The organism is Pseudomonas sp. GW821-FHT09A09 (assembly GCF_059418405.1).
This window is the reverse complement of sequence record NZ_JBWKPU010000009.1, coordinates 154782-180586: the sequence shown is the minus strand read 5'-3', so window position 1 is coordinate 180586 and position 25805 is coordinate 154782. Positions and strand designations below refer to the sequence as shown.

The window sequence follows — 25805 nt, the reverse complement described above, 5'->3', positions numbered from 1 at the left end:
CACACAAGCCAGCTCCCACATTGATTCGGTTCCCACAGTAAATATGTGGGGTTCTTACAGGATGCGAACGCGCAACGAACGGCCCTTGATCTTGCCGTCATTCAAGCGCTGCAACGCTTGCTTGGCGATTCCGCGTTCCACGGCCACGAAGGCCTGGAAATCAAAGATCGCGATCTTGCCCACCTGGGCACCCGGAATCCCGGCTTCACCAGTCAGCGCGCCGAGGATGTCACCCGGACGCACCTTGTCTTTACGGCCAGCCGCGATGCACAGGGTGCTCATCTGTGGCAGCAACGGGCCACCGCTTTGCGGCTTGAGGTTGTCCAGTTGGTCCCAGTTCAGCGGGGTTTTCTGCAACTGCTCGATGGCTTGGGCACGGTGCGCTTCGGACGGCGCCACCAGGCTGATGGCGATGCCGGTCTCACCGGCGCGGCCCGTACGGCCCACGCGGTGGATGTGGATTTCCGAGTCGCGGGCCAGTTCGACGTTGATCACCATGTCCAGCGAGTCGATGTCCAAACCGCGTGCAGCAACGTCGGTGGCCACCAGTACCGAGGTACTGCGGTTGGCGAACATCGCCAGCACCTGGTCACGGTCGCGCTGTTCCAGGTCGCCGTGCAGGCCAACGGCGGAAATGCCCTTGGCCGTCAGGTGATCCACGGTTTCCTGCACTTGCTGCTTGGTAAAGCAGAACGCCACGCAGGAGGCCGGACGGAAGTGCGCCAGCACCTTGGTCACTGCGTCCATACGCTCTTCCGGCGAGATCTCGTAGAAACGCTGCTCGATCTGGTCGTCGGAGTGGAACGCTTCGGCCTTCACCTGTTGCGGCGCGCGCATGAATTTGGAGGCCAACTGCTTGATGCTCACCGGGTAGGTGGCCGAGAACAGCAGGGTCTGGCGGCGCGGCGGGGTCTTGCTGATGATGTCTTCGATGGCGTCGTAGAAACCCATGTCGAGCATGCGGTCGGCTTCGTCGAGGATCAGCGTGTTCAATCCGTCCAGTACCAGCGAGCCCTTGCGCAGGTGCTGCTGGATGCGGCCCGGGGTGCCGACGATGACGTGGGCGCCGTGCTCCAGGGAGGCGATTTGCGGGCCGAGGGACACGCCGCCGCACAGGGTCAGTACCTTGATGTTGTCTTCGGCACGGGCCAGGCGACGGATTTCCTTGGCGACCTGGTCGGCCAACTCACGGGTCGGGCACATCACCAGGGCCTGGCAGCCGAAGTAGCGCGGGTTGATCGGGTTCAACAGGCCGATGCCGAAGGCGGCGGTCTTGCCGCTGCCGGTCTTGGCCTGGGCGATCAGGTCCAGCCCCTTGAGGATCACCGGCAAGCTTTGCGCCTGGATCTGCGTCATCTCGACATAACCCAGCGAGTCGAGGTTAGCCAGCATGGCGGCGGACAGGGGCAAAGTATTAAAAGCGGTGGCGATGGTAGTCACGGGACTGGCTCTGCAAAACAAAATGTTGCGCAGTGTACCAGTCTCGAAGGATTTTCCCTGCAAGTTCTAGACGAGACGCCCGCTAGTGCTCGATATCATGCTCGCGGCTGACCACCCGTTTGCCGTCGGTGGGCGACAACTGCAGGAAGATCGCCGCCGCCAGCATTGCCATGATGCCCACGGTGAGGAAGGTCAATTGGAAGGCGCCGAGCACGCTTTCCACGCCATCGTTGCCGGCTTCGGCAGTAAAGCCGCCGAGCAGCGCACCGGCGCAGGCCACCCCGAGGCTCAGGGACAATTGCGCCACCACCGACAGCAAACTGTTGCCGCTGCTGGCCTGGGCGTCGTCCAGGTCGATCAGGGTAACGGTGTTCATCGCGGTGAATTGCAGGGAGTTGATCGCCCCCAGGATCGCCAGCATGCACAGCAGCAGCGGGTAGGGCGTGTGCTCGCTGACCAGGCCCATGCTGGCCAGCATGATGCCGAGGAACAAAGTGTTGCCGGTCAGCACCACGCGGTAGCCGAGCCGCTCGATCAGCGTGCGAGCGATGGACTTGGCGAACATCGCCGCTGCCGCCAGGGGCAGCATGCTCATGCCAGCTTCCGACGGCGAGTAGCCCAGCGCCACTTGCAGCAGCAACGGCACCAGGAACGGCAGGGCGCCGCTGCCCAGCCGCGCGAACAGGTTGCCGAGGATGCCCACGGCAAAGGTGCGGGTCTTGAACAGCACCGGTGAGAACAGCGGGTTATCGATATGCCCGGCTCGCAACCAATAGGCCGCCAGGCACGCCAGCCCGCCGAACAGCAGCAACATTACCCGCAGGTGCGGCAAGTGCAGTTCGCCCAGGCCTTCCATGGCGATGGTGATCAGCACCATCGCCGCGCCGAACAGCAGGAACCCCACGCTATCAAAACGCGTGCGTTCGCTGCCGCGCAGGTCGGGGATCAGTTTCCACACGGCGTAGCAACCGACCATGCCCACCGGCAGGTTGATCAGGAAGATCCAGTGCCAGGTCAGGTATTGCACCATCCAGCCGCCCATGGTCGGGCCGAGCAACGGGCCGAGCAGGCCGGGGATGGTAATGAAGCCCATGATCCGCACCAGCTCGGAGCGGGGGTAAGCGCGCAGCACCACGAGCCTGCCGACGGGTAGCATCAAGGCACCGCCCAAGCCCTGGATGACCCGCGCACCCACCAGCATGGTCAGGCTGCTGGACAGTGCGCACAGCAGCGAGCCAAGGGTGAACAGCATGATGGCGCCAAAGAAGATCTTCTTGGTGCCGAAACGGTCGGCGACCCAGCCTGAGGCCGGGATCAGCAAGGCGACGGTGAGCATATAGGCGATCACCACCCCTTGCATGCGCAGCGGGTTTTCCGCGAGGTCCCGGGCCATGGCCGGCAGTGCCGTGTTGAGGATCGTCCCGTCCAGCGACTGCATGAAGAAGGCAATCGCGACCACCCAGGGTAGCCAGCGGGCGGTCTTGGCATCGAGCGGGACGCGATTCGGCATGGAAAACCCTTTTGTTAGCAGGCTATGTGTCGGCGATTATGCGCCATCCGTCGCTCCTTTTCCCACTGGCGGTTCGTCTATATCTGACAGCGCGGCGTCCTTGCCCACCAAGAAATCCAACAGCGCACGGTGCACCGCCAAGGCGGCCTCGCGGGACTCCAGGTCGAGCAAATGGCCGGTGTGTTCGGCCACGGCAAAGCTGCTGCGCCCTACGTATTGCTTGAACAACTGCGCCTCGGCGGCCGGGGTGTATTCGTCCAGCGTGCCGTTGAGGAAATGCACCGGCGTTTCAATCTGCTTGAGGGCCGGCAGGTAGTTGCCATCGCCCAGCGCCAGCACTTGATGGATATGAAAGCGCGCCTGCCGGTACTCCGTGGTGGCCATGGTCGACAGGTGGCGATGGTTGTTGCGCTTGAGTCTGGGTGACAGGTACTTGCCGACAGTCTCGTTGAGCAAATGGCCAACGGCCGACTTGTCATCGGCTTCGATCAGCACGCGCACGCGCTCCACGTAGTCGAGCATGGCCTGGTTGAGGTTGGGCGCCAGGGCCATCACCACCGAGCTTTCGATGGAGGGCGGGTTGTGGGCCAGGGTCAGCAATGTGGAGATGCCGCCCCAGGAGGCCGACACCAGGTGGTTGACCTCAAAGCGCTCCACCAGGGCGCGCAGCATTTGCACTTCGTCGTCCTTGGTCACCAGGTCGAGGTCGGTGTTGTATTCGCGCGAATAGCCCGAGAAGGGCAGGTCGAACAGCAACACATTGAAGTGTTCCGCCAGGCATTTGCTGGTGCGCGCAAACGAGCGGGTGGTGGACAGCGCGCCGTTGACCATCAGCACGGTTTTCTTTTGTGGGTCGTTACCCAGTTGCTCTATGTGAACGTTGTAGTGCTTGAACAGCCTTTCAATGACAAAACTTCCATGGTTCATGTCAACGCTCCAGCTTGCCCTTTCCCGGGCAAGGTCGTGCATCACTTGGTCTCAAGTGGTTTAAGGGCGGCGGGGTTGGAATTATTGTTACCGCACGGACGTGGCTAGGTGCCACTAACCGTTATAACGGGGAATCTGGAGGGGAACAACAGGCCGAACGGCCAAAGTATGGAGAAGGGAAGCGTCGTCGCCGTGACGGTAATTCCCCTGTAGGAGCCGGCTTGCCGGCGATGGCGTCGTTAAGCGTGGTGCATGGCATACGGGCCCAATCGCTGGCAAGCCAGCTCCTACACGGGAACGGGGTGTTACATGACGCACCCACTGTAGGAGCCGGCACGGGGTGGGTTACAGGGTGAGGGTCAGGCGTTTGACCAGGGCGCCTGGCAATAGGTTGGACGCGGTGTTGCGCTGGCCGTAGGTGCTGGCCGACAACAGCAGTTCCCGATCGGCGGTCAGGGCTTCGAGTTGCGAGCCGAGCAGGCTGTACACGCTGTCATCAAAACGCATGGTGCTGACCGGCGCCTTGATCTCGCCGTCTTCCACCCAGAACGTGGCGAAGCGCGTCATGCCGGTCAGGCGGGCGGCGGGCAGGTCGGAGTAGTTCAGGTACCACAGGTTGCTGATGTACAACCCGGTGCCCAACTGCTTGAGGATATCGGCCTGGGCCAAGTCGCCTGCCGCCATCTGCAAGGCGCTGGGGGATTCATCGCTGCTGGCGCCGTTGGTGCTCAAGCCGTATTCGGCGGCACTGCGCGAGTTGATCAACTGGCCTTCGGCCTTGCCCGCATTGATCAGCGTGACATCACCGCGCGGGTAGCCCTCGGTGGAAAACCCCTGGCTCAGGGAACCGCTGATCTGTTCGCTCACCGTCACCAGCGGGCTCAGGGATTGCTCGCCGGCATACAGTTTTTGCAACGAGCTGCCTTTACTGGCGATGGCCTGGGCAGAAAAACCACCCCAGGTGATGATGCTGATGATTTCTTCAATCGCCGCCGGGGCCAGGTAGGCGCGGTATTGCCCGGGTGCGAGGGTGTGCAGCGGTCGGCCAAGGAACTCAAGTTGCTCGCGGGCCTGCTGGAAGCGTTCGGCGAACTCGGCGCTGTCCCAGGTGTGCCCGGCGTAGCTGGCTTTTACCGCTTCGCCATTGGCGTGGAACAGGCTGAAATCGAAGTTGAAGCTATTGGCGCGATGCCAGCCGAACGCACCGTCGGAGCTGGCGAAGCCACGGCTGATGGGGCCAGCGGCGTAGAACCCGACCAGGTCAACACCTTCAGCAGCCTGGCTGATGTCTTCCAGTACTTGGGCCAGCTCTGGCAATGGCCGGGCTTGTTCATTGTGGCTTTGCCAGGCGTTGTGGTTGAGCAGCAGGTACGGATCTTCTGGCAGCAGCGGCAGCGTTTCGCGCAGTTGCTGCAGGCCATCGGCGAGGCGCTGACGGTCCAGCTCCGGCTCGCCGGACAGGGTAATGCCCAGGTCGGCGTGGCGGCCGTCATTGATCAGTTTCAGGTTGAGGCTGGCCTGTTGCACCTGGCCCGCCTGGCGCACCTTGGCGTGGTTGAAGCGCACAAACTCGGACGCCTCATCGGCATAACCCAGGTGGAATTGCTCGCTGTCGGTGATGGCGTGCTTGAGCCATTCCACCAATGCCTTGAAGTTGTTCATCAGGCGTCTCCCCCAAATACATCGACATCACTGAATACGCAGGCGGGCGAGGCATGGCCGACGCGGATCACCTGGTTGGGTTCGCCTTTGCCGCAGTTGGGCGTGCCCAGTACCTTGAAGGTGGTGGCGTCGCCGACCGCGCTGAGGTTGCGCCAGAAGTGCGCGGAAATGGCGCGGTAGTTGGGGTTCTTCACCACGCCTTTGAGCTCGCCGTTCTCGATCAACTGGCCCCACTCGCAGCCGAACTGGAACTTGTTGCGCGCATCGTCGATGGACCACGAACGGTTGGTCGACATCAGGATGCCGTTTTCCACACCGTCAATCAGTTGCGCAAGGCTCTGATCGCCGGCTTCGATATTCAGGTTGGCCATGCGGTCGATGGGCGCGCGGTTCCAACTGCTGGCGCGGCTGTTGGCCACGCCGCTCATGCCCGAACGGAATTGCGACAGTGCCCCGCCCAGCGGCTTGAGCAGCAGCCCTTCGCGGATCAGGAACTGCTTGCTGGCGGCGGTGCCGTCGTCGTCATGACCGTAGCTGGCGAGTTGTTCGGGGATGTCCGGGTCGAAGGTCACGTTGAGCAACTTGGAGCCGTATTGCAGGTGGCCGAAATCGCTGGCCTTTACAAAACTGGTGCCAGCGTAATTGCGCTCATCGCCCAAGATGCGGTCCAGTTCCAGAGGATGGCCAATGGACTCGTGGATCTGCAGGATCATTTGGTCGGGCATCAGCAACAGGTCGCGCGGGCCGTTGGGCGTGTTGGGCGCGAGCAGCAATTGCAGGGCTTCGTCGGCGATGCGCGGCGCGGCACCCACCAGGCCGAAACGGCTGATCACATCAAAGCCGCCTTGCTGGCCGAAGTTGCTGCCGCCCAGGGTGCGGGTCTGGCTGTCGTTGCCGTCGTAGGCGGTGACGTTGACGCCAGGGAACACAAAGCGCTGGGCCTGGCGCAGTTCGGCGCCGGCGTTATTGAGGTAGATCTGTTCGACGTGAGTCAGGCCGAGGCTGACTTCCCAGTTCACCAGGCGCTCATCCTTGGGCACGGCGGCCGATTCGCTGCCGAGCAATGCGTAGCAGTCGCTCAGGGAAGGGAAGGGCTGTTGAAGCTCGGGCGACAAGTAGTCGGCGACGTCGCTGGAGACGTGTTGTTCGCGCAGGTCGAGCAGGGCGTGGGGCTTGATCTGCCGGGCTTGCTGTTCGGCGCGTTCGAGGGCGGCTTGCAGGCCCGCGAGGGAAATATCGTTAGTGGCAGCGTAGGCTTCGACGCCGTTGATGCGCACGGTGAGCATCGCGCCTTCGTCGTGGTTCAGGTGGGGCGGCTCGGCGACGTTCTTACGTACCGACAGGTATTGGCCGGATTCGCGCACGTAACGCAGCGAGAAGAATTCGGCGCGGGTGCGCAGGGCACTGAAGTGCTGCTTGAGTGTGGCGTGGTAATCGAACATGGGGCCTTCCTTGTGGGCGGCTCGGCGCGGGCAGGCAAACAGAGTAGGCCTGGGCTGGGAGCTGATCAAGGAAAGTGTAGGCGGGTGGTTTTTCGGCGTCTGGTCGGGCCTCATCGCGGGCAAGCCCGGCTCCCACAGGTGATCGAGTTGTTCAAACGAACTCGGTCGGTGTGGGAGCTGGCTTGCCTGCGATGGGAGCGCCGCGGTGTATCAGTTACTGCGCGATTTCACGCAGCGGCTTGCCACGCACCGGCGCATCGCCGGCCACGTAGTAGTCGGCGGTGCTGCGCGGCAGCGGCTGGCGGCCACGGATCTTGTCGGCGATTTTCTCGGCGATCATGATCGTTGGCGCGTTCAGGTTGCCGGTGGTGATGATCGGCATGATCGACGCATCCACAACACGCAGGCCCTGCATGCCATGCACGCGGCCCTCGCCATCCACCACCGCCATGTCGTCGGTGCCCATCTTGCACGAGCAGGACGGGTGGAACGCGGTTTCGGCGTGCTCGCGGATGAACTTGTCCAGCTGCTCATCGGTTTGCACGTCAATGCCCGGGCTGATTTCACGGCCACGGTATTGGTCCAGCGCCGGCTGTTGCATGATTTCACGGGTCAGGCGGATGCCGTCGCGGAATTCTTGCCAGTCCTGCTCGGTGGCCATGTAGTTGAAGAGGATGCTCGGGTAGTCCCGTGGGTTCTTCGACTTCAGCTGGATGCGGCCACGGCTTGGCGAACGCATGGAACCCATATGCGCCTGGAAGCCGTGCTCTTGCACACCGTTGCTGCCGTTGTAGTTAATCGCCACCGGCAGGAAGTGGTACTGGATGTTCGGCCATTCGAATTCTTCACGGGTACGGATGAAACCGCCCGCTTCGAACTGGTTGCTGGCGCCGATGCCGGTGCCGTTGAACAGCCACTCGGCACCAATCGCCGGCTGGTTGTACCAGAGCAGCGACGGGTACAGCGACACCGGTTGGGTGCAAGCGTATTGCAGGTACAGCTCAAGGTGATCCTGCAGGTTTTCGCCGACGCCTGGCAGGTCGTGGACCACCGGGATGTCGAGGCTTTCCAGCAGCTTGGACGGGCCAACACCGGAGCGTTGCAGCAGTTGCGGCGAACCGATTGCACCGCTGCACACGATGACTTCTTTGCGTGCACGGGCTTCAACGCGCTCTTCGGCAGCGCCGATCAGGTAACGCACGCCAACGGCACGCTTGCCTTCAAACAGCACTTTGTCGCTGAGGGCGTGGGTGACGATGGTCAGCGTGGAACGCTTCTTGGCGGTGTCCAGGTAACCGCGCGCGGTGCTGGCGCGACGGCCCTTCGGCGTGACGGTACGGTCCATCGGGCCGAAGCCTTCTTGCTGGTAGCCGTTCAAGTCTTCGGTACGCGGGTAGCCCGCCTGTACGCCGGCTTCAACCATGGCGTGGAACAGGGGGTTGTTGCCGGCTTTTGGCGTGGTCACGCTGACCGGGCCATCGCCGCCGTGCCAATCGTTCGGGCCGATGTCGCGGGTTTCGGCTTTACGGAAATACGGCAGGCAATCGAGGTAGGTCCAGTTTTCCAGGCCTGGCAGTTTCGCCCAGCCGTCGTAGTCCATCGCGTTGCCACGGATGTAGCACATGCCGTTGATCAGGGAAGAGCCACCCAGGCCCTTGCCGCGACCGCATTCCATACGGCGGCCGTCCATGTGTGGCTCTGGATCGGTCTCGTAGGCCCAGTTGTAGCGGCGGCCCTGCAGCGGGAACGCCAGGGCGGCGGGCATTTGTGTGCGGAAGTCGAAACGGTAGTCGGGGCCACCGGCTTCCAGCAGCAGGACAGTGACGCCTTCGTCTTCGGTCAGACGGGTCGCCAGGGTGTTACCGGCGGAGCCGGCACCCACAATGATGTAATCGTATTCTTGGGACATTGGATGCACCCTCTTTTGAGATAGTCAGGTCGGGCCTCATCGCGGGCAAGCCCGGCTCCCACAGGGGAACGCATTCCAAATGTGGGAGCTGGCTTGCCTGCGATAGGGGGCCTCACAGGCAACACAAAACTCGGGGTATCAGAACACCGAGGCGTAATCGCCCAGCTCAACCTGTACCGATTTGATGCGGGTGAAGTTGTTCAGCGAGCTGATGCCGTTCTCACGGCCAACACCCGACTGCTTGTAGCCACCGACCGGCATCTTCGCGTCGGACTCGCCCCAGGCGTTGATCCAGCAGATACCCGCTTCCAGCTGATGAATCACGCGGTGGGCGCGGTTCAAGTCCTTGGTCACCAGGCCAGCGGCCAGGCCGAAGTCGGTGTCGTTGGCGCGGCGGATCACTTCTTCTTCGGTTTCGTAGGTCAGGATCGCCATGACTGGGCCGAAGATTTCTTCACGGACGATGGTCATGTCGTCAGTGCAGTCGGTGAACACGGTCGGGGCCACGAAGGCGCCTTTGGCGAAGTCGCCGTCGGTCAGGCGATCGCCGCCGCACAGCAGGCGTGCGCCTTGCTCTTTGCCCTTGGCGATGTAGCCCAGCACGCTTTCCATGTGCTGGAAGCTGACCAGCGGGCCGAAGTTGGTGTTTTCGTCTTCCGGGTTGCCGATGCGAATGCGCGCAACGCGTTCAGCAATCTTGGCTTCGAACGCCGCTTGCAGGTGCTTGGGCACGAACACACGGGTGCCGTTGGTGCAGACCTGGCCGGAGCTGTAGAAGTTGGCCATCATCGCGGTGTCGGCGGCGCGGTCGAGGTCGGCGTCGTCGAAGATGATCAGCGGGGACTTGCCGCCCAGTTCCATGGTCACGTCTTTGAGCGAGGAGCTCGACGCGCTGGCCATGACTTTCTTGCCGGTGTCAGTGCCGCCGGTGAACGAAACTTTCTCGATGCGCGGGTGCTCGGTCAGCCAGGTGCCGACTTCACGGCCGCTGCCGGTCAGTACGTTGAACACGCCCGCCGGAACGCCGGCTTCGGTGTAGATCTCGGCCAGTTTCAGGGTGGTCAGCGAAGTGACTTCGCTTGGCTTGAAGATCATCGCGTTGCCGGCGGCCAGGGCCGGTGCAGATTTCCACAGGGCGATCTGGATCGGGTAGTTCCACGCGCCGATACCGGCGACCACGCCCAGCGGCTCGCGGCGGGTGTAGACGAACGAAGTGTCACGCAGCGGAATCTGCTCGCCTTCGATGGCCGGCACCAGGCCTGCGTAGTATTCCAGCACGTCAGCGCCGGTGACGATGTCGACGTACTTGGTTTCGGAGAAGGCTTTACCGGTGTCCAGGGTTTCCAGGGCGGCCAGCTCGTCGTTGCGCTCGCGCAGGATGTCGACGGCACGGCGCAGGATGCGCGAGCGCTCCATGGCGGTCATGGCGGCCCAGATTTTCTGGCCCTTTTCAGCGCTGACCACGGCACGTTCAACGTCTTCTTTCGTCGCGCGTTGCACTTGGGCGAGAACTTCACCGTTAGCCGGGTTGATGGCGTCGAAGGTGGCATCGCTGCCAGCGTCGCTGTAGCCGCCGTCAATGTAGAGTTTTTGCAGTTCGAAACGGGCCATAAAGTCCTCGCAAGTGCATAAGTGGTTGGCGTTAACCGCCGAACAGTGGGCCATAAGGGTGTGGCAACACTGAGCGACAGCAGTTCAGGGGTTGAGCGGTTATGTGTGCTCTAACTCACCTGCATGGCCAATTGGAAATCCATGTATTCGTAAGCGATCCGTTGCGCCTGCTCCGTGTCGAAAGCGTCTCCCGACAGGGCGCCGCGCAACCACAAACCGTCGATCAGGGCCGCCAGGCCTCGGGCTGCTTTGCGTGCGCGCGGCAGCGGCAGCACTCGGCGAAACTGGCAGCACAGGTTGGAATACAGACGTTGATCGTTGATCCGCTGCAACCTGTGCAATGACGGGTGGTGCATGCTGGTAGCCCAGAAGGCCAACCAGGTTTTCATTGCCGGGCCGTTGACCTGGCTGGCGTCGAAGTTGCCTTCGATAATCACCTGGAGGTGCGCCCGTGGGCTGTCATCCTTCAGGGCACGCCTGCGTTCGTGGACGTTGTCGATCAGCACGTTCATCAGGTAACGCATCGTCGCTGCGATCAGGCCGTTCTTGTCCTGAAAGTAGTGACTGATGATGCCGTTCGAGACGCCGGCCAAGCGGGCGATCAGCGCAATGCTGGCATCCCCCATCCCGACCTGATCGATGGCCGTCAACGTGGCTTCGATCAACTGCTGGCGGCGTATGGGTTGCATACCGACCTTGGGCATGTAGCACCTCTCCTTAGGCCTGCCGATGGGCGATAAACGTCCGTCGGCTTGATGGCCAGTCTATTTTGTTTTGATTGAACGTTCAATCAACAAAGAATAAGATCTGCGACAAATGGTCGCTGCCTACAGGTATTTCCTACAAATGGGCCGCGACATCTGACACCTGCAAAAATCCTTGAAACAGGCCGTATCAGGGCCTGGCCACCGCTTCGGCGGGGTTCAGGAATTTTCGGGGTGTCTTTATAACACCCGTCCGTCGACTGCCGAAAAATCGATGTCCCGGGATAACCGTTGCCTTGTGTTTCTCTCTCGCACTGCCCGGAGCATCTGCGCCATGAGTTCTGCCTCTCTTATAAAGACCCCGCCGGAAAAGGTCCGGGTCAACGGTTGGGTGTTCTACACCTCCACCGCGCTGATTCTGTTGTTGACCGCCATTCTGATCATCGCCCCGCAGGAGGCCGGGCGCATGCTCGGCGTTGCACAGGCCTGGCTTTCCAAAAGCTTCGGCTGGTACTACATGGTGGTCATCGCCGCCTACCTCGTGTTTGTGGTGGGCCTGGCGTTTTCGTCCTACGGCAAGTTGAAACTGGGCAGCAAGGACGACACCCCGGACTTCAGCTACGGCGCCTGGGCCGGCATGCTGTTCTCGTCCGGCATCGGCATCTCGCTGCTGTACTTCGGTGCGTCCGAGCCTCTGGACCACTACTTCAACCCGCCTGAAGGCGCCGCCGCCAGCAATGGCGCCGCGCGCCAGGCGCTGCAACTGACCTTCCTGCACTGGGGCCTGCATGGCTGGGCGATCTACGCCCTGGTCGGCCTGGCCGTGGCGTACTTTGCGTACCGCCACAACCAACCGCTGGCCTTGCGCTCGGCACTCTACCCACTGGTGGGCGAGCGTTGGGTGAAAGGTGCGGCCGGTCACGCGGTGGACGGCTTCGGCATGTTCGTGACCCTGCTGGGCCTGGTGACCAACCTGGGCATTGGCTCGATGCAGGTGTCGTCGGGGTTGGAAAACCTGTTCGGCATGCAGCACAGCAACACCAACCTGCTGATCGTGATCATCGTGATGAGCACCGTGGCGACCATCGCCGCCGTGTCGGGTGTGGAGAACGGCATTCGCCGCCTGTCCAACCTCAACATCGTGCTGTTCAGCGGCTTGCTGATCTTTGTGCTGCTGTTCGGTCCGACCTTGCACTTGCTCAACGGCTTTGTGCAGAACATCGGCGACTACATGAACGGCCTGGTGCTGAAAACCTTTGACCTTTATGTGTACGAAGGCGACGCCGACAAGACCGAGCGCTGGATGGGCCTGTGGACCCTGTTCTACTGGGCGTGGTGGATTTCCTGGGCCCCATTCGTCGGCATGTTCATCGCGCGTATTTCCCGTGGTCGCACGGTGCGTGAGCTGGTGGCGGGCGTGCTGTTGATTCCACTGGGTTTCACCCTGGCGTGGCTGTCGATCTTCGGCAACTCGGCCCTGGACCTGGTGCTGAATCACGGTGCAGTGGAGTTGGGCAAGACGGCGCTGGAACAACCGTCCATGGCCATCTACCAACTGCTTGAGCATTACCCGGCGTCGAAAATCGTCATCGGTGTGTCGATCTTCGTAGGCTTCGTGCTGTTCCTGACCCCGGCGGATTCCGGCGCGGTGATGATGGCCAACCTTTCGTGCAAAGGCGGCAACGTGGACGAAGATGCGCCGCACTGGCTGCGGATCTTCTGGTCGGCGGTGATCACCCTGGTGACCATCGGCCTGCTGTTTGCCGGTAACTTCGAAGCCATGCAAACCATGGTGGTGCTGGCAGGGCTGCCGTTCTCGGTGGTGCTGATTTTCTTCATGTTTGGCTTGCACAAGGCGATGCGCCAGGACGTGGCCATCGAACAAGAGCAGGCGCAACTGGCAGAGCGTGGCCGTCGTGGTTTCAGCGAGCGTTTGACCGCGCTGGACCTGCAACCGAGCCAAGGCACGGTGCAGCGTTTCATGGACAAGCACGTCACGCCGGCGTTGGAAGAAGCCGCGAGCGCTCTGCGTGAGCAGGGCCTCGAAGTGCAGACCTTGCTCGGTAAGTCCAAGCGCTGCATCGGTGTGCGTATCGAGATGGAAGAGGGTAACCCGTTTGTCTACGAAGTGAGCCTGGATGCTTACTCGTCGGCACCGACCGACCTGCCCGAGGAAGAGCGCACCCGTTACTACCGGGCCGAGGTCTACCTGCACAACGGACCTCAGGAATACGACCTGATGGGCTTTACCCAGGAACAGATCACCCGGGACGTGCTCGATCAGTTTGAAAGCCATCGGCAGCTCCTTGGCCGTGTCTATAGCTGATGATTGAGCTGTGCGGCGCCGTCACTGGTGCCGCTGGTTCATGATTGAAATGAGGTCAACTGTGGGAGCTGGCTTGCCTGCGATTGCAATGGTGAATTCACCACCGCTATCGCAGGCAAGCCAGCTCCCACATCGACCGCATTTCTTTAGTTGGATTTAGCCCAGGTTCTTGCCTAGCAAGGCATGGTACAGCTCGCTGTCCCCCAGAATCCCCACCACCTGGTTGTTGTCATGCAACACCAGCTTGTTCCCGGTGTGATACCGAATCTGCAGCGCATCGCGCATGCCGATGTTCGAATCCACCAGCGTCGGTATCCGGCCCAAACCTTCCACTGCTTGCCCCGGCGCCCAGTTCTGCAGGTTCATCACCGCGCCATTCTGGCGGGCACCCTTGATGGTGTTGCCTTCGGCCAGGTCCAGCCACGAGTCGCCGCCCGGGTCCAGGCACACCGAACCGTTGACGCGTTTGCAGTTGTCCAGGGTGCGCATCAGGCTGCGGCCGCACAGCACGTTCAGCGGGTTGGTATGGGCGACGAAGGTGCGCACATAGTCATCGGCCGGGTTCAGCACGATCTCTTCCGGCACGCTGTACTGGATGATCTTGCCGTCTTTCATGATCGCGATACGGCTGCCAAGCTTGAGTGCTTCGTCGAGGTCGTGGCTCACGAACACGATGGTCTTGCTCAGCTTGCGTTGCAGTTCCAGCAGCTCGTCCTGCAGGCCCTGGCGGATCAGCGGGTCGAGGGCGGAGAAGGGTTCGTCCATCAGCAGGATATCGGCGTCCATCGCCAACGCACGGGCCAGGCCCACGCGCTGCTGCATGCCACCGGACAGCTCATCCGGCTTCTTGTTGCGCCACTGGGTCAGGCCCACCAGCTCGAGTTTTTCATCCACCAGCTTGCGCCGGTCTTTCTCCGGGCGACCCTGCATCTCAAGGCCGAAGCTGATGTTCTCGCGCACCGTCAGCCACGGCATCAGGGCGAACTTCTGGAACACCATGGCAATGCGCTTGGTGCGCATCATTTTCAGCTCGGCGGGGGTGCAGGAGGCGATGTCGATCTGGCGACCTTCATGCTCCACGAACAACTGGCCGCGGCTGACAGTGTTGAGGCCGTTGATGCAGCGCAGCAAGCTCGACTTGCCCGAGCCCGACAGGCCCATCAGCACGCAGATCTCGCCTTTCTCGATGTCCAGGCTGGCCTTTTCAACGCCAACGATCTGCCCGGTCTTTTTCAGGATCTCGTTGCGGTGCATCCCCTGGTCCAGCAGCTTGAGCGCTTCGCGTGGGTCTTTGGAGAAGATCACATCGACATTGTCGAATCGGATAATGCTCATGCATCACCCCCTACTTTGGCGTCGGGTTGTTTGCAGATGCGGTCGAGCATGATGGCCAGCAACACGATTGCCAGGCCGGCTTCAAAGCCCAGGGCGATGTCGGCGGTGTTCAGTGCGTTGACCACCGGTTTGCCGAGGCCGTCGGCGCCAACCAGGGCCGCGATCACCACCATCGACAACGACAGCATGATGCATTGGGTAATGCCGGCAGCGATGCTCGGCATGGCGTGGGGCAGTTCAATGCGCGAGAGCAACTGACGGCGCGAGCAGCCAAAGGCCTTGCCGGCGTCCATCAACTCTTGCGGTACATCACGGATACCCAGGTAGGTCAGGCGGATAGGCGCGGCAATCGCGAACACCACCGTGGAAATCAACCCAGGCACCACACCCAGCCCGAAGAGGGTCAGGGTAGGGATGAGGTAGACGAAGGTCGGTACGGTCTGCATCAGATCGAGCACCGGCCGCATCATGGTGTAGAACATCGGTTTGTGCGCGGCAACAATGCCCAGCGGCACGCCGATGACCACGCAGACCAGGGTGGCGAACAACACCTGCGCGAGGGTTTCCATGGTTTCCTGCCAGTACCCCAGGTTCAGGATCAGCAGGAAGGAGGCGATGACAAAAACAGTCAGGCCCCATTTGCGTTGAATGAAGTGAGCCAGCAGTGCAATCAGACCGATCAATGCCAGCGGATTGAACCAGGTCAGCGCAAACGTCACGCCGTGGATCATCGTTTCCAGTGTCGATGCGATTGCGTCGAAGTAGTTGGCGCCATGTTTGGTCAACCATTCGACGAAGGCAGCGATGTACTGGCCTAGTGGGATTTTCTGTTCAGTCAGCATGGTAGTGAATGTCCACATGCGAAAGGGAAAACATCCCGGGGCAGCGCACCGCCCCGGGGTCAGCGATTACTTGGCGAGATAAGCTTTAACGGCCTCCAGACCTGGTTTGCCATCAACGGTGGTGACACCGGCGAGCCAGGTGTCGAGCACTTGCGGGTTGGCCTTGAGCCAGGCCTTGGCGGCGACGTCGGGTTTCTGTTTGTCGTCCAGGACTTTACCCATCAGGGTGCTTTCCATGTTCAGGGTGAACACCAGGTTTTTCAGCAGCTGGCCAACGTTGCTGCATTCCTGGGTGTAACCCTTGCGGGTGTTGGTGTAGATGGTGGCCTGGCCGTAGTTGGGGCCGAACGAATCGTCACCCCCGGTCAGGTACTTCATCTTGAAGCGGGTGTTCATCGGGTGCGGTTCCCAGCCGAGGAACACGATGGCCTGGTCGCGCTTGGTGGCGCGTTCCACTTGCGACAGCATCCCGGCTTCGCTGGACTCGACCACTTTGAAGCCAGCGGTTTTCAGGCCGAAGGCATCTTTGTCGATGAGGGTCTGGATGGTGCGGTTGCCGTCGTTACCCGGCTCGATGCCGTAGATCTTGCCGCCCAGCTCATCCTTGAATTTGGCGATATCGGCGAAGTCTTTAAGGCCTTTGTTGTACAGCGCCTCGGGCACCGCCAGGGTGTACTTGGCGTTTTCGAGGTTGGCGCGGACGGTTTCCACGGTGCCGGCATCACGGTACTGCTTGATGTCGTTTTCCATGGTCGGCATCCAGTTGCCGAGGAAGATGTCCATGTTCTTGCCGTCAGCCAGGGACTTGTAGGTCACTGGCACCGAAATCATCGTGGTGCGGGGCTTGTAGCCCAGGCCCTTGAGGACTTCGCTGGTGGTCGCGGTCGTGACGGTAATGTCGGTCCAGCCGACATCGGAGAAGTTGACGGTCTGACATTGTGCCGGTTCTGCAGCGTGCGCCAGGACTGGCAGACTCAACATGGCGGCCAACAACAACGAGGGTGAACCTTTCATGGGGCTAGACTCCTGTGTTTTTTCTGGCGGCGTTCGCCGCGCTTTATAGGTGTTGCGGTTGGTGCGTGCGACAACAGCTCTGGCACGGTGCCTTGCAAACGAGTCGAGACTGATCATGTACCAGTGAAAATCTGACGCCTACAGGGGGCGTCGTATCCAGTACAGGGATGGTCGTATCCAGTGTCGGTGACGTCGCTTACAGATTTTTTCCACGGCAAAACTGCGGTTTTTACCGATCTGCACCGCTAAAAACGGCCAAAACAAGTGATCGAACGCGAGCGACGTTACTGAGCATGGTCACGTCGGTGTGAGACGCCGTGATGACGGATAAAAGCTAGATGATGCCGCCATCTGGGCGATCTGAGCGTAGCAGCTCCTTGGTGCCTGGCCTGTTCACCCGAGGAGTTGCACGGCAATGGCTATCAGTGTTTTCGACCTGTTCAAGATCGGCATCGGGCCTTCGAGTTCTCACACCGTCGGCCCCATGCGCGCCGCGGCATTGTTCGTCCAGGCACTGCGTGAACGTGAATGGTTGGAACAAGTGCGGCGCGTCGAAGTTCAGCTCTATGGCTCGCTGTCCGCCACGGGCATCGGCCATGGCAGCGACACCGCCACCATCATGGGCTTGATGGGGGAATGGCCGGATGCAATCGACCCCTCGCAGATCGGCCTGCGTATTCACACCTTGCGCGAAACCGACACGCTGCTGCTGGACGGGCGTTTGCCGGTGCCGTTCGTGTGGGCGCGGGACATGCGCCTGCTCGACGAAAACCTGCCGTTCCATCCCAATGCCATGACCCTGGTGGTGTACGGCGATGACGGCGAGCTGCACCGCGACACCTACTATTCAGTCGGCGGCGGTTTTGTGGTGGACGAAGCCCAGGCACAAAGCGGTGTGGCCGACATGGACCGCACCGAGTTGCCTTACGATTTTTCCAGCGCGGTGGAGCTGCTGCAGCTGTGTAAGACCCACAACCTGCGCGTGGCCGAGTTGATGATGGCCAACGAAAAGGTGTGGCGCTCTGAAGAAGAGATCCGCAGCGGCCTGATGAAGCTCTGGCGCGCCATGCAAGATTGCGTGGAACAAGGCCTCAAGCACGAAGGCATCCTGCCCGGTGGCCTGAACGTGCGCCGGCGTGCGGCCAAGTTGCATCGCAGCCTGCAGGAATTGAACAAGCCCAACGTGATCGGTTCGACCTTGAGCGCCATGGAATGGGTCAACCTGTTCGCCCTGGCGGTCAACGAAGAAAACGCGGCCGGTGGGCGCATGGTCACCGCACCGACCAATGGCGCGGCGGGGATCATCCCGGCGGTGCTGCACTACTTTATGAAGTTCAGCGAGGACGTCACCGAAGCCAATGTGGTCGACTACCTGCTCGGCGCGGCGGCGGTGGGCATCCTGTGCAAGAAAAACGCTTCGATCTCAGGCGCCGAGGTGGGCTGCCAGGGCGAAGTGGGCTCGGCCTGCGCCATGGCGGCGGCCGGCTTGGCGGAAATCCTCGGCGCTACGCCGGAGCAATTGTGTAACGCCGCTGAAATCGGTTTGGAACATAACCTCGGCCTTACCTGCGACCCGGTGGGCGGGTTGGTGCAGGTGCCGTGCATCGAGCGTAATGCGATTGCGGCGGTGAAGGCGATCAACGCGGCGCAGATGGCCTTGCGCGGGGATGGCCAGCATTTCATCTCCCTGGACCGGGTGATCCGCACCATGCGCGATACCGGGGCGGACATGCATGACAAGTACAAAGAGACATCGCGGGGTGGGTTGGCGGTGAGTGCCGTGGAATGTTGAGCCTTTGAAATGGCTATCGCCGGCAAGCCGGCTCCTACAGGAGTGCGCGTTCCATTGTAGGAGCCCGGCTTGCCGGCGATAGCGTCAGCCCAGGCAACACTGCTCATAAAGTGAACACCCGGATCCAAAAGCGCCACCTTTTAGCGCGTCGCAAACAGATAAGTAGCTCCCAAACGATTTCCCGCCTGATCCCTCGTCATCCGCGCTTGCGGTGACAGACTTCTCCCACACCCGCAAAGCGCCTTCCCACAAGTGCTACCGATCTGCTCACACCCCTCAGGTAGGCCTGCTCCTACGCCCATTTCGGGTCATATCCCGCACATACCGCGCGGGCTTATATAGACGCGTCATGAGGTCGTTTTTAGGAGTTATTGGACGGCCATTCAATTTTAGGCATGGCATTTGCTCTATCAATTCAAAGCCTCGTTCTGTGTCGCAGACGAGCGCAATAACAAGAGCCTCGCCTGAGGCCATCACCCGCTTTGTGTGAGGAGATACCGCGATGACGTCGTTCAACTCCGGGGCCCAACCCCAGAACCGTGCGCCTCAATCCATCGGCTTTTTGCTGCTGGACAATTTCACGCTGATTTCCCTGGCTTCCGCAGTCGAACCGCTGCGCATGGCCAACCAACTCTCCGGCCGCGAGTTGTATCGCTGGACCACCTTGAGTGTTGACGGAAACCAGGTGTGGGCCAGCGACGGTCTGCAGATCACCCCCGATGCCTCCATGCACAAAGCCCCAGCCCTGGACACCGTGATTGTGTGCGGCGGCGTGGGTATCCAACGTACCGTGACCCGTGAGCACGTGTCGTGGCTGCAAAGCCAGGCGCGCCAGTCCCGCCGCCTTGGCGCGGTGTGCACCGGCAGCTGGGCCCTGGCCTGCGCCGGGTTGCTGGATGGGTTCGATTGCAGCGTGCACTGGGAATGCCTGGCGTCGATGCAGGAAGCCTTCCCCCGCGTGGCCATGAGCACACGCCTGTTCACCCTCGACCGTAACCGCTTCACCAGTTCGGGCGGCACCGCGCCGCTGGACATGATGCTGCACCTGATCAGCCGCGACCACGGCCGTGAACTGTCGGCCGCCATCTCTGAGATGTTCGTGTACGAACGCATCCGCAACGAACAGGACCACCAGCGTGTGCCGCTCAAGCACATGCTCGGCACCAACCAGCCGAAGCTGCAGGAAATCGTCGCGCTGATGGAAGCCAACCTGGAAGAGCCGATCGACCTGGACGAACTGGCGGTGTATGTCGCCGTGTCCCGTCGTCAGCTGGAGCGCCTGTTCCAGAAATACCTGCACTGCTCGCCGTCGCGCTACTACCTCAAGCTGCGCCTGATCCGTGCTCGGCAGTTGCTCAAGCAAACGCCGATGTCGATCATCGAAGTGGCGTCGGTGTGCGGGTTTGTCTCCACGCCGCACTTCTCCAAGTGCTACCGCGAATACTTCGGCATTCCGCCACGGGATGAGCGCGTAGGCTCCAACACCACCCAACAGGTGGCGATGATGCCGATTCCGCAGGCGCTGGTGTTGTCACCGTTGTCGGGGCCGATGTCGGCGTTGAGCCAGGCGCGTAATGAGTCGACGTTTGCCAGCGTAAGGCTTTAGACCGAGTCGCCTTCATCGCAGGCAAGCCAGCTCCCACAGTTGGAACGCATTCCCCTGTAGGAGCTGGCTTGCCAGCGATAGCAATCTATCAGGCGCCAGAGTTCTGCTTGAACTGCACCAACGCCGGCAACAACTGCTTGTCGATCGCCTGGCGCACCGCCGGCAAAATCGTCGCACTGCCGGTGTACATCTGTTCCACCATGCCCTTGAGTGCCTTGGCCCGAGCCGCACTCAAGCCGCGTACCGCGCACTCGCAAGCCTGCTCGGCGGTGGCGCCGCTGGACACTTCAAAACCCAGCGAGCGCAGGTGGCCCAGCAGGTCATCCTGGTCAATCAAATCCGCGTGCATCATGGCGTTTTTCCTGGTGTAGGGAGCGGGGTCTGACCTCGATTCTGGTAGCCCCCCGAGCGGTCGGCAAGGGCAGAATCAACGAATGCCTCAGATGGCTATGAGCATGTCGTTTTCGGGCCATTTACCGACAGCAGTAATAGGCACACTGAATGCCAGGCAAGCACCTTGAAGGTTTGGTCACCCTCGGGATGTCACGCTCACACCAAGCGCTCTGCCCCGATCCAGTCACGGCTGGGTTGGGGCTTTTTTTGCCTGGGTTTTGGGGTGTTTGTACCAGCCTCATCGCAGGCAAGCCAGCTCCCACATTTGACCGAGTTCCACCTTTGGAATGCATTCCCCTGTGGGAGCTGGCTTGCCTGCGATGGCTGCACCTCGGTCTACCGTTGCAATACCAATATCCGCGACAACAACTCATCCCGATCGATATAGCACCCCTGAAAATGCCGCGCCCCGGACGCCGGGTCGAATGCATTGCGCGCATGCAACGTCCGGCGGTTGTCGAAGCACCATAGCTCCCCCGGATTCAGGCGTTTTACCACGCGAAAACGCTCCTCCCGCGTCATCGCAATAAACCGCCGATACGCGCGGTAGAGCAGTGGCATCTGCTCCACGCTGGCCTCGAACGGCCCGCGCAGAAAGTTAGCCATGCGGATCTCCGACACTTCGCCCAGGGCATCCAGCGCGATGATCGGTGCGAGCCGGCGGTAGTCGCTGTGGCGGTCCTTGTTGCGAAATTCCACGGGGATCTCACACAGTGCACGAAACGCCTCGGGGTCTTCGTTGCGCAGGGCCTGGGCGATGGCAAATCCGTCGACAAAAATGCTTTCGCCACCGTCGGCGTCGTTCACCAGGCAATGCAGGAATTGCAGGCCCGGTTGCAGCTCCCGCGTCGGCAAATCACTGTGCAGCGGCAGGTTGAAAGCGGTGTAGGCATTGCTGTCGGCATCGGCCTTGGATTGCACGTTGAACAGCACGCCGAAGTTGCTCTCGCGGATGAACGAAATGCGCTTGGCGATGGACGCCAGGGAGCCGGGCTCGGTGGGCACGCCACGGATTTGCGTCAGGCCGGTGTCGCGCAAGGCCAGCAGCCATTGCAGCAACGTGTCGGAGTCTTGCATGACGGCTGCATAGTCGAAAATCGGCAGCTCGAAACGGCTGTCCCACAGCTGGGATTTGGGTTTTGCCGCACGCCGTTCGGCACGGGACTCATCGTCGTAGGCGTGAGCCCGCAACCAGCCAGGGTCATACCGGCTATGGTGGCCGCCGCTCCATTCCACGCTCAGGTCACCTTGCACGATGTGCGCGCTGATTGCGGTGAGCTGCTCGTCTACATCGACGATCTCCAGCACCTGCTCGCGGGTCACGCTGTACACGCAGTGCGCGCACGGGCAGTTGTCCCGCAGCCACTGATGATGGAATGGGCTGACCCGTCCATCGGCCCAGCGCACGCGAATCTGATCGTCGAGTACCTGGACCTCGTCGAGGTCACAGATCTTCGGGTAGGTACGGAAATCGGCAACAGCGGCGGCGGTTTGCATGGTGGCTCCTTGTTTTTATTTTTTGGGTGGCAGTCCAATCACTCGGCCAAGCAGGGCGGGGCGTGGCAGGTCGGCCTGTTCTGCGCTGATGGCCGTGAGTTTTTCCAGCGTGGCCTCGGTGAACGGCGCGGAGTGCGGGCCGGCGAGGTCGACGTGCAGCAGCATCTGTTCGTTGCCCGCCAATTCCTTCTCGTCGCCCACGAGGTGCAGGCTGTGATAGAGGTGCAGGCGCTTGGCGTCATGGGCGATGAGTTGGGTGTGCACCTCCACCTCGGCGCCGAGTTTCACCTCGTGCAGGTAGTTCAGGTGCAGCTCGAGGGTGAACAGCGAATGGCCGCTGGCTTCGCGGTTTTCACTGTCCAGGCCCAGGGTGTCCATCAGTGCATCGGTGGCGTAGCTGAAGATCAGCAGGTAGAACGCATCGCGCAGATGGCCGTTGTAGTCCACCCAGTCGGGCTGGATGTGGGTGGTGTAGGTCGTCAGTGCAGGCATGACATAAATTCCGGGTAGGTACTCGGTCAACTGTAGGAGCCGGCTTGCCGGCGATGGCGTCCTTGAGGGGGCTATCGCCGGCAAGCCGGCTCCTACAGGGATCAACAGCGGTTATTCAGCGAATGTCATACCGTGTTTTTCCTTGGTGGTCTTCACCGCTTCCAGCACCGCCAGCAGGCAATCATCACGATAGCGTTCCAACGCCGAAATGCTGTGCTTGCCCAACTGATCGCTGGTGCCGTCCACCACGTCATCGATCAACTTGTCGGTCAGCTCCGGCGCCGGCAGGTAGGTCCATGGCAGTTGCAGCGCCGGGCCGAATTGCGCCATGAAGTGCCGCATACCGGCATCGCCGCCAGCCAGGGTGTAGGTCAGGAAGGTGCCCATGAACGACCAGCGCAGGCCGGCGCCAAAGCGGATCGCGTCGTCGATTTCGCCGGTGGTGGCCACGCCGTCATTCACCAGGTGCAGCGCCTCGCGCCAGAGCGCTTCGAGCAGGCGGTCGGCGATGAAGCCGGGGACTTCCTTGCGCACGTGCAGCGGGCGCATGCCAAGGGATTCATACACCTTGATCGCGGCTTGAATGGCCTCCGGTGCAGTGTTCTTTCCGCCCACCACTTCCACCAGCGGCAGCAGGTAAACCGGGTTGAACGGGTGGCCGACCACGCAGCGTTCCGGGTGGGTCGATCCTTCGTAGAACTCGCTTGGCAACAGGCCGGACGTGCTGGAGCCGATCAATGCGTTGGGCTTGGCCGCGGCGCTGATCTTGCTGTGCAATTCCAGCTTCAGCTCGAGACGTTCCGGAGCGCTTTCCTGGATGAAGTCGGCGTCTTTCACGCACTCCTCGATGGTGGCGACAAAGCGCAGGCGGTCCTGGGATGCACCCGGCGCCAGGCCTTGTTTCTCCAGGGCGCCCCAGGCATTGGCGACGCGTTTGCGCAGCGCAGCTTCGGCGCCGGGCGCCGGGTCCCAGGCCACGACGTCCAGGCCATGGGCCAGGGCGCGGGACACCCAGCCGCTGCCGATGACACCGCTGCCGAGGGCGGCGAAGGTTTTGATTTCGGTGATAAAGCTCATGGCATATTCCTGAATGGAGGCAGTGTAGGAGCCGGCTTGCCGGCGATGGCGTCAGAGGCATCGCCACAGGCATGAGGGCCTCATCGCCGGCAAGCCGGCTCCTACAGGGTTGGTTGTGTTCTGAAAGGATCAGCCGCGCTTGGTCAGGCCCATCTTCACGCGGCCTTCGGCCGGGGTCATGACCCGTGCGCCCAGGCGGCTGAGGATTTCACTGGCGCGCTCCACCAGTTGGCCGTTGGTGGCGAGCACGCCTTTGTCCAGCCACAGGTTGTCTTCCAGGCCGACGCGCACGTTGCCACCCAGCAGCACCGCTTGTGCGGCCATTGGCATTTGCATGCGGCCGATGCCGAAGCCCGCCCACACGGCGTTGGCCGGCAGGTTGTCGACCATGGCTTTCATGGTGGTGGTGTCGGCCGGCGCGCCCCACGGGATGCCCAGGCACAGTTGGAACAGCGGGTCGTCCAGCAGGCCTTCCTTGATCATCTGCTTGGCGAACCACAGGTGGCCGGTGTCGAAGATTTCCAGCTCGGCCTTCACGCCCAGCTCCTGGATGCGTTTGGCGCCGGCGCGCAGTTGCGCAGGGGTGGAGACGTAAATGGTGTCGCCATCGCCGAAGTTCAGGGTGCCGCAGTCCAGGGTGCAGATTTCTGGCAGCAGCTCTTCCACATGGGCCAGGCGGGTCAGCGGGCCGACCAGGTCGGTGTTGGTGCCGAACTCCATCGGGTTCTCGCCGCCACCGATCTCCAGGTCGCCGCCCATGCCGGCGGTGAGGTTGACGATGATGTCGATGTCGGCCTCGCGGATGCGCTCCATCACTTCGCGGTACAGGGCCACGTCGCGGCTGAACTTGCCGGTTTGTGGGTCACGCACATGGCAGTGCACAACCGTGGCACCGGCCTTGGCGGCTTCTACCGCGGCGGCGGCGATTTGTTTGGGAGTGACCGGCACGTGTGGGCTTTTGCTGGTCGTGTCGCCAGCACCGGTGAGTGCGCAGGTGATGATGACGTCGTGGTTCATGAGGCGGTTCCTTACAGGCGGGCGTAGTAGTGCCGTTCGCAGCCAGGAGCGGCTGCGAAACGGTGATTCAAATCAGGTTATTTGCTGGTCAATTGCAGGTTGGCGGCGGCCGGCTTGCCGTCGAAAGTGGTCACGCCTTCCAGCCAGCGGGCCTGGTCTTGCGGGTGATCCTTGAGCCACTGCTTGGCGGACTCGATGGCGTCCTTGTGGTCCAGCAACGGCTGCATCATCCGGCTCTCGTCGGCGGCGGTGAAGGTGAGGTTGGTCAGCAACTTGTGGATGTTCGGGCACTGTTCGGCGTAGGTCGGCGACGTGACGCTCCACACGGTGGCCATGCCTTCGTTCGGGCCCAGGGCGTCGTCGCTGCCGGTGAGGTAAGTCATGGCGACGTTGACGTTCATCGGGTGCGGCGCCCAGCCGAAGAACACCACGGCTTCCTTGCGGCGAACGGCGCGGTCGACGGCGGCGAGCATGCCGGCTTCGCTGGACTCCACCAGCTGGAACTTGCCCAGGCCGAATTGGTTCTTGGCGATCATCGCCTTGATCTGGGTGTTGGCGCCCGAGCCGGGTTCGATGCCGTAGATCTTGCCGCCCAGTTCTTTTTCGAACTTGGCGATGTCGGCGAAGGTCTTCAAACCCTTGTCGGCCAGGTAAGTCGGCACGGCCAGGGTGGCCCGCGCGTCTTCCAGGCTCGGCTTGTCGAGGACCTTGACCTGCTTGGCATCAACAAACGGGGTAATGGTCTGCGTCATCAGCGGGTTCCAGTAGCCGAGGAACAAGTCCAGGCGTTGGTCGCGGATGCCGGCGAAAATGATTTGCTGGGAGGCGCTGGTTTGTTTGGTTTTGTAGCCGAGGCCGTCGAGCAACACTTGGGTCATGGCGCTGGTGGCGATTACGTCGGTCCAGTTCACCACGCCCATGCGCACGTTCTGGCAGGACGCCGCGTCGGCGGCCAGTACGTTCGTGCTCAAGATGGCGCTGGCGCTGAGTGCAAGCACGCAGCGGCTGATCAGTCGGTTCATGGTGGATCCCTCGGCAGGTCGTTATTGTGGGGTCCGGCGTCTTTGTGCGCCGTGAGGCCAAGTTACGTACCTTCGCGGGCGACAAAACGCACGGCGGCGACCAGCTCTTGCACTGCAGCGACCTGCCCCCTTGAATCCACCCGAGAACGGGAGTATCACAGTGCCACGCTGCCCGTCCTACGAGAGC

20 protein-coding genes are annotated in these 25805 nt (G+C 61.7%); 3 read left to right on the top strand and 17 right to left on the bottom strand.

Features of this window, described 5'->3' with window-relative positions; all coding sequences use genetic code 11:
* Positions 1–54 precede the first annotated feature (54 nt).
* From dbpA to betI, 8 genes are all read right to left on the bottom strand, one after another.
* Entirely contained in the window at positions 55–1392 is a 1338-nt protein-coding gene (gene dbpA / locus AC07OV_RS10555) for an ATP-dependent RNA helicase DbpA (protein ID WP_256349848.1), read from the bottom strand.
* A gap of 130 nt (positions 1393–1522) precedes the next feature.
* Positions 1523–2950 carry a multidrug transporter subunit MdtD gene (mdtD, locus tag AC07OV_RS10550; protein WP_176996700.1) on the bottom strand — a complete coding sequence of 476 codons (1428 nt, stop codon included), beginning with the start codon at positions 2948–2950 and terminating at the stop codon, positions 1523–1525.
* Positions 2951–2986: 36 nt separating this feature from the next.
* Positions 2987–3877 carry an alpha/beta fold hydrolase gene (locus AC07OV_RS10545; RefSeq protein WP_495092184.1) on the bottom strand — a complete coding sequence of 297 codons (891 nt, stop codon included), beginning with the start codon at positions 3875–3877 and terminating at the stop codon, positions 2987–2989.
* Between the two features lie 345 nt (positions 3878–4222).
* Positions 4223–5539, bottom strand: a complete 1317-nt coding sequence (locus AC07OV_RS10540; RefSeq protein WP_495092183.1) for a TldD/PmbA family protein — start codon at positions 5537–5539, stop codon at positions 4223–4225.
* A complete protein-coding gene (locus tag AC07OV_RS10535; protein ID WP_495092182.1) occupies positions 5539–6981 on the bottom strand; it encodes a TldD/PmbA family protein in 1443 nt (480 codons plus the stop codon). Before AC07OV_RS10535 ends, AC07OV_RS10540 begins: the two co-directional genes overlap by 1 nt.
* Before the next feature lie 214 nt (positions 6982–7195).
* On the bottom strand, positions 7196–8890 hold the full coding sequence (betA, locus tag AC07OV_RS10530) for a choline dehydrogenase (protein ID WP_176996696.1): 1695 nt from the start codon (positions 8888–8890) through the stop codon (positions 7196–7198).
* 138 nt (positions 8891–9028) lie between these two features.
* Complete coding sequence (betB, locus tag AC07OV_RS10525; protein ID WP_176996695.1) at positions 9029–10501, bottom strand: betaine-aldehyde dehydrogenase; 1473 nt, start codon at positions 10499–10501, stop codon at positions 9029–9031.
* 110 nt (positions 10502–10611) lie between these two features.
* A complete protein-coding gene (gene betI / locus AC07OV_RS10520) occupies positions 10612–11205 on the bottom strand; it encodes a transcriptional regulator BetI (protein ID WP_495092181.1) in 594 nt (197 codons plus the stop codon).
* A gap of 391 nt (positions 11206–11596) precedes the next feature.
* Between betI and AC07OV_RS10515 the strand changes: the two genes are divergently transcribed.
* Positions 11597–13531, top strand: a complete 1935-nt coding sequence (locus AC07OV_RS10515; RefSeq protein ID WP_371319357.1) for a BCCT family transporter — start codon at positions 11597–11599, stop codon at positions 13529–13531.
* Positions 13532–13687: 156 nt separating this feature from the next.
* On the opposite strand, the gene choV is transcribed toward AC07OV_RS10515, so the two are convergent.
* The 3 genes from choV to AC07OV_RS10500 all read right to left on the bottom strand — a co-directional run bounded on the left by choV (position 13688) and on the right by AC07OV_RS10500 (position 16722).
* On the bottom strand, positions 13688–14866 hold the full coding sequence (gene choV, locus AC07OV_RS10510) for a choline ABC transporter ATP-binding protein (RefSeq protein ID WP_176996692.1): 1179 nt from the start codon (positions 14864–14866) through the stop codon (positions 13688–13690).
* Positions 14863–15708, bottom strand: a complete 846-nt coding sequence (gene choW / locus AC07OV_RS10505) for a choline ABC transporter permease subunit (RefSeq protein ID WP_010565949.1) — start codon at positions 15706–15708, stop codon at positions 14863–14865. Before choW ends, choV begins: the two co-directional genes overlap by 4 nt.
* 66 nt (positions 15709–15774) lie before the next feature.
* Positions 15775–16722: a choline ABC transporter substrate-binding protein gene (locus AC07OV_RS10500; protein WP_176996691.1), complete on the bottom strand. Its 948-nt coding sequence runs from the start codon at positions 16720–16722 to the stop codon at positions 15775–15777.
* Positions 16723–17137: 415 nt separating this feature from the next.
* Here AC07OV_RS10500 and AC07OV_RS10495 point away from each other — a divergent pair, with 415 nt between their 5' ends.
* Both AC07OV_RS10495 and gbdR read left to right on the top strand, forming a co-directional pair.
* Positions 17138–18514 carry an L-serine ammonia-lyase gene (locus AC07OV_RS10495; RefSeq protein ID WP_176996690.1) on the top strand — a complete coding sequence of 459 codons (1377 nt, stop codon included), beginning with the start codon at positions 17138–17140 and terminating at the stop codon, positions 18512–18514.
* A 502-nt stretch (positions 18515–19016) separates the two neighbouring features.
* Complete coding sequence (gene gbdR / locus AC07OV_RS10490) at positions 19017–20120, top strand: choline metabolism transcriptional regulator GbdR (protein ID WP_005792167.1); 1104 nt, start codon at positions 19017–19019, stop codon at positions 20118–20120.
* Between the two features lie 88 nt (positions 20121–20208).
* Here gbdR and AC07OV_RS10485 read toward each other — a convergent pair whose 3' ends face one another.
* The 6 genes from AC07OV_RS10485 to AC07OV_RS10460 all read right to left on the bottom strand — a co-directional run bounded on the left by AC07OV_RS10485 (position 20209) and on the right by AC07OV_RS10460 (position 25618).
* Positions 20209–20472, bottom strand: a complete 264-nt coding sequence (locus AC07OV_RS10485; protein ID WP_176996689.1) for a hypothetical protein — start codon at positions 20470–20472, stop codon at positions 20209–20211.
* A gap of 377 nt (positions 20473–20849) precedes the next feature.
* Positions 20850–22010: a gamma-butyrobetaine dioxygenase gene (locus AC07OV_RS10480; RefSeq protein ID WP_495092180.1), complete on the bottom strand. Its 1161-nt coding sequence runs from the start codon at positions 22008–22010 to the stop codon at positions 20850–20852.
* Between the two features lie 15 nt (positions 22011–22025).
* Positions 22026–22502, bottom strand: a complete 477-nt coding sequence (locus AC07OV_RS10475; RefSeq protein ID WP_176996687.1) for a thioesterase family protein — start codon at positions 22500–22502, stop codon at positions 22026–22028.
* A 111-nt stretch (positions 22503–22613) separates the two neighbouring features.
* Entirely contained in the window at positions 22614–23579 is a 966-nt protein-coding gene (locus AC07OV_RS10470; protein ID WP_017476440.1) for an L-carnitine dehydrogenase, read from the bottom strand.
* 129 nt (positions 23580–23708) lie between these two features.
* A complete protein-coding gene (gene cdhC / locus AC07OV_RS10465) occupies positions 23709–24596 on the bottom strand; it encodes a 3-dehydrocarnitine:acetyl-CoA trimethylamine transferase CdhC (RefSeq protein ID WP_495092179.1) in 888 nt (295 codons plus the stop codon).
* Positions 24597–24673: 77 nt separating this feature from the next.
* A complete protein-coding gene (locus tag AC07OV_RS10460) occupies positions 24674–25618 on the bottom strand; it encodes a choline ABC transporter substrate-binding protein (protein WP_176996684.1) in 945 nt (314 codons plus the stop codon).
* Between the last annotated feature and the right edge of the window lie 187 nt (positions 25619–25805).

Bases quoted from the DNA above. Each gene is read 5' to 3' on its own strand.
- dbpA (WP_256349848.1), bottom strand. From the start codon at position 1,392: ATGCTGGCTAACCTCGACTCGCTGGGTTATGTCGAGATGACGCAGATC.
- mdtD (WP_176996700.1), bottom strand. From the start codon at position 2,950: ATGCCGAATCGCGTCCCGCTCGATGCCAAGACCGCCCGCTGGCTACCC.
- AC07OV_RS10545 (WP_495092184.1), bottom strand. From the start codon at position 3,877: ATGAACCATGGAAGTTTTGTCATTGAAAGGCTGTTCAAGCACTACAAC.
- AC07OV_RS10540 (WP_495092183.1), bottom strand. From the start codon at position 5,539: ATGAACAACTTCAAGGCATTGGTGGAATGGCTCAAGCACGCCATCACC.
- AC07OV_RS10535 (WP_495092182.1), bottom strand. From the start codon at position 6,981: ATGTTCGATTACCACGCCACACTCAAGCAGCACTTCAGTGCCCTGCGC.
- betA (WP_176996696.1), bottom strand. From the start codon at position 8,890: ATGTCCCAAGAATACGATTACATCATTGTGGGTGCCGGCTCCGCCGGT.
- betB (WP_176996695.1), bottom strand. From the start codon at position 10,501: ATGGCCCGTTTCGAACTGCAAAAACTCTACATTGACGGCGGCTACAGC.
- betI (WP_495092181.1), bottom strand. From the start codon at position 11,205: ATGCCCAAGGTCGGTATGCAACCCATACGCCGCCAGCAGTTGATCGAA.
- choV (WP_176996692.1), bottom strand. From the start codon at position 14,866: ATGAGCATTATCCGATTCGACAATGTCGATGTGATCTTCTCCAAAGAC.
- choW (WP_010565949.1), bottom strand. From the start codon at position 15,708: ATGCTGACTGAACAGAAAATCCCACTAGGCCAGTACATCGCTGCCTTC.
- AC07OV_RS10500 (WP_176996691.1), bottom strand. From the start codon at position 16,722: ATGAAAGGTTCACCCTCGTTGTTGTTGGCCGCCATGTTGAGTCTGCCA.
- AC07OV_RS10495 (WP_176996690.1), top strand. From the start codon at position 17,138: ATGGCTATCAGTGTTTTCGACCTGTTCAAGATCGGCATCGGGCCTTCG.
- gbdR (WP_005792167.1), top strand. From the start codon at position 19,017: ATGACGTCGTTCAACTCCGGGGCCCAACCCCAGAACCGTGCGCCTCAA.
- AC07OV_RS10485 (WP_176996689.1), bottom strand. From the start codon at position 20,472: ATGATGCACGCGGATTTGATTGACCAGGATGACCTGCTGGGCCACCTG.
- AC07OV_RS10480 (WP_495092180.1), bottom strand. From the start codon at position 22,010: ATGCAAACCGCCGCCGCTGTTGCCGATTTCCGTACCTACCCGAAGATC.
- AC07OV_RS10475 (WP_176996687.1), bottom strand. From the start codon at position 22,502: ATGCCTGCACTGACGACCTACACCACCCACATCCAGCCCGACTGGGTG.
- AC07OV_RS10470 (WP_017476440.1), bottom strand. From the start codon at position 23,579: ATGAGCTTTATCACCGAAATCAAAACCTTCGCCGCCCTCGGCAGCGGT.
- cdhC (WP_495092179.1), bottom strand. From the start codon at position 24,596: ATGAACCACGACGTCATCATCACCTGCGCACTCACCGGTGCTGGCGAC.
- AC07OV_RS10460 (WP_176996684.1), bottom strand. From the start codon at position 25,618: ATGAACCGACTGATCAGCCGCTGCGTGCTTGCACTCAGCGCCAGCGCC.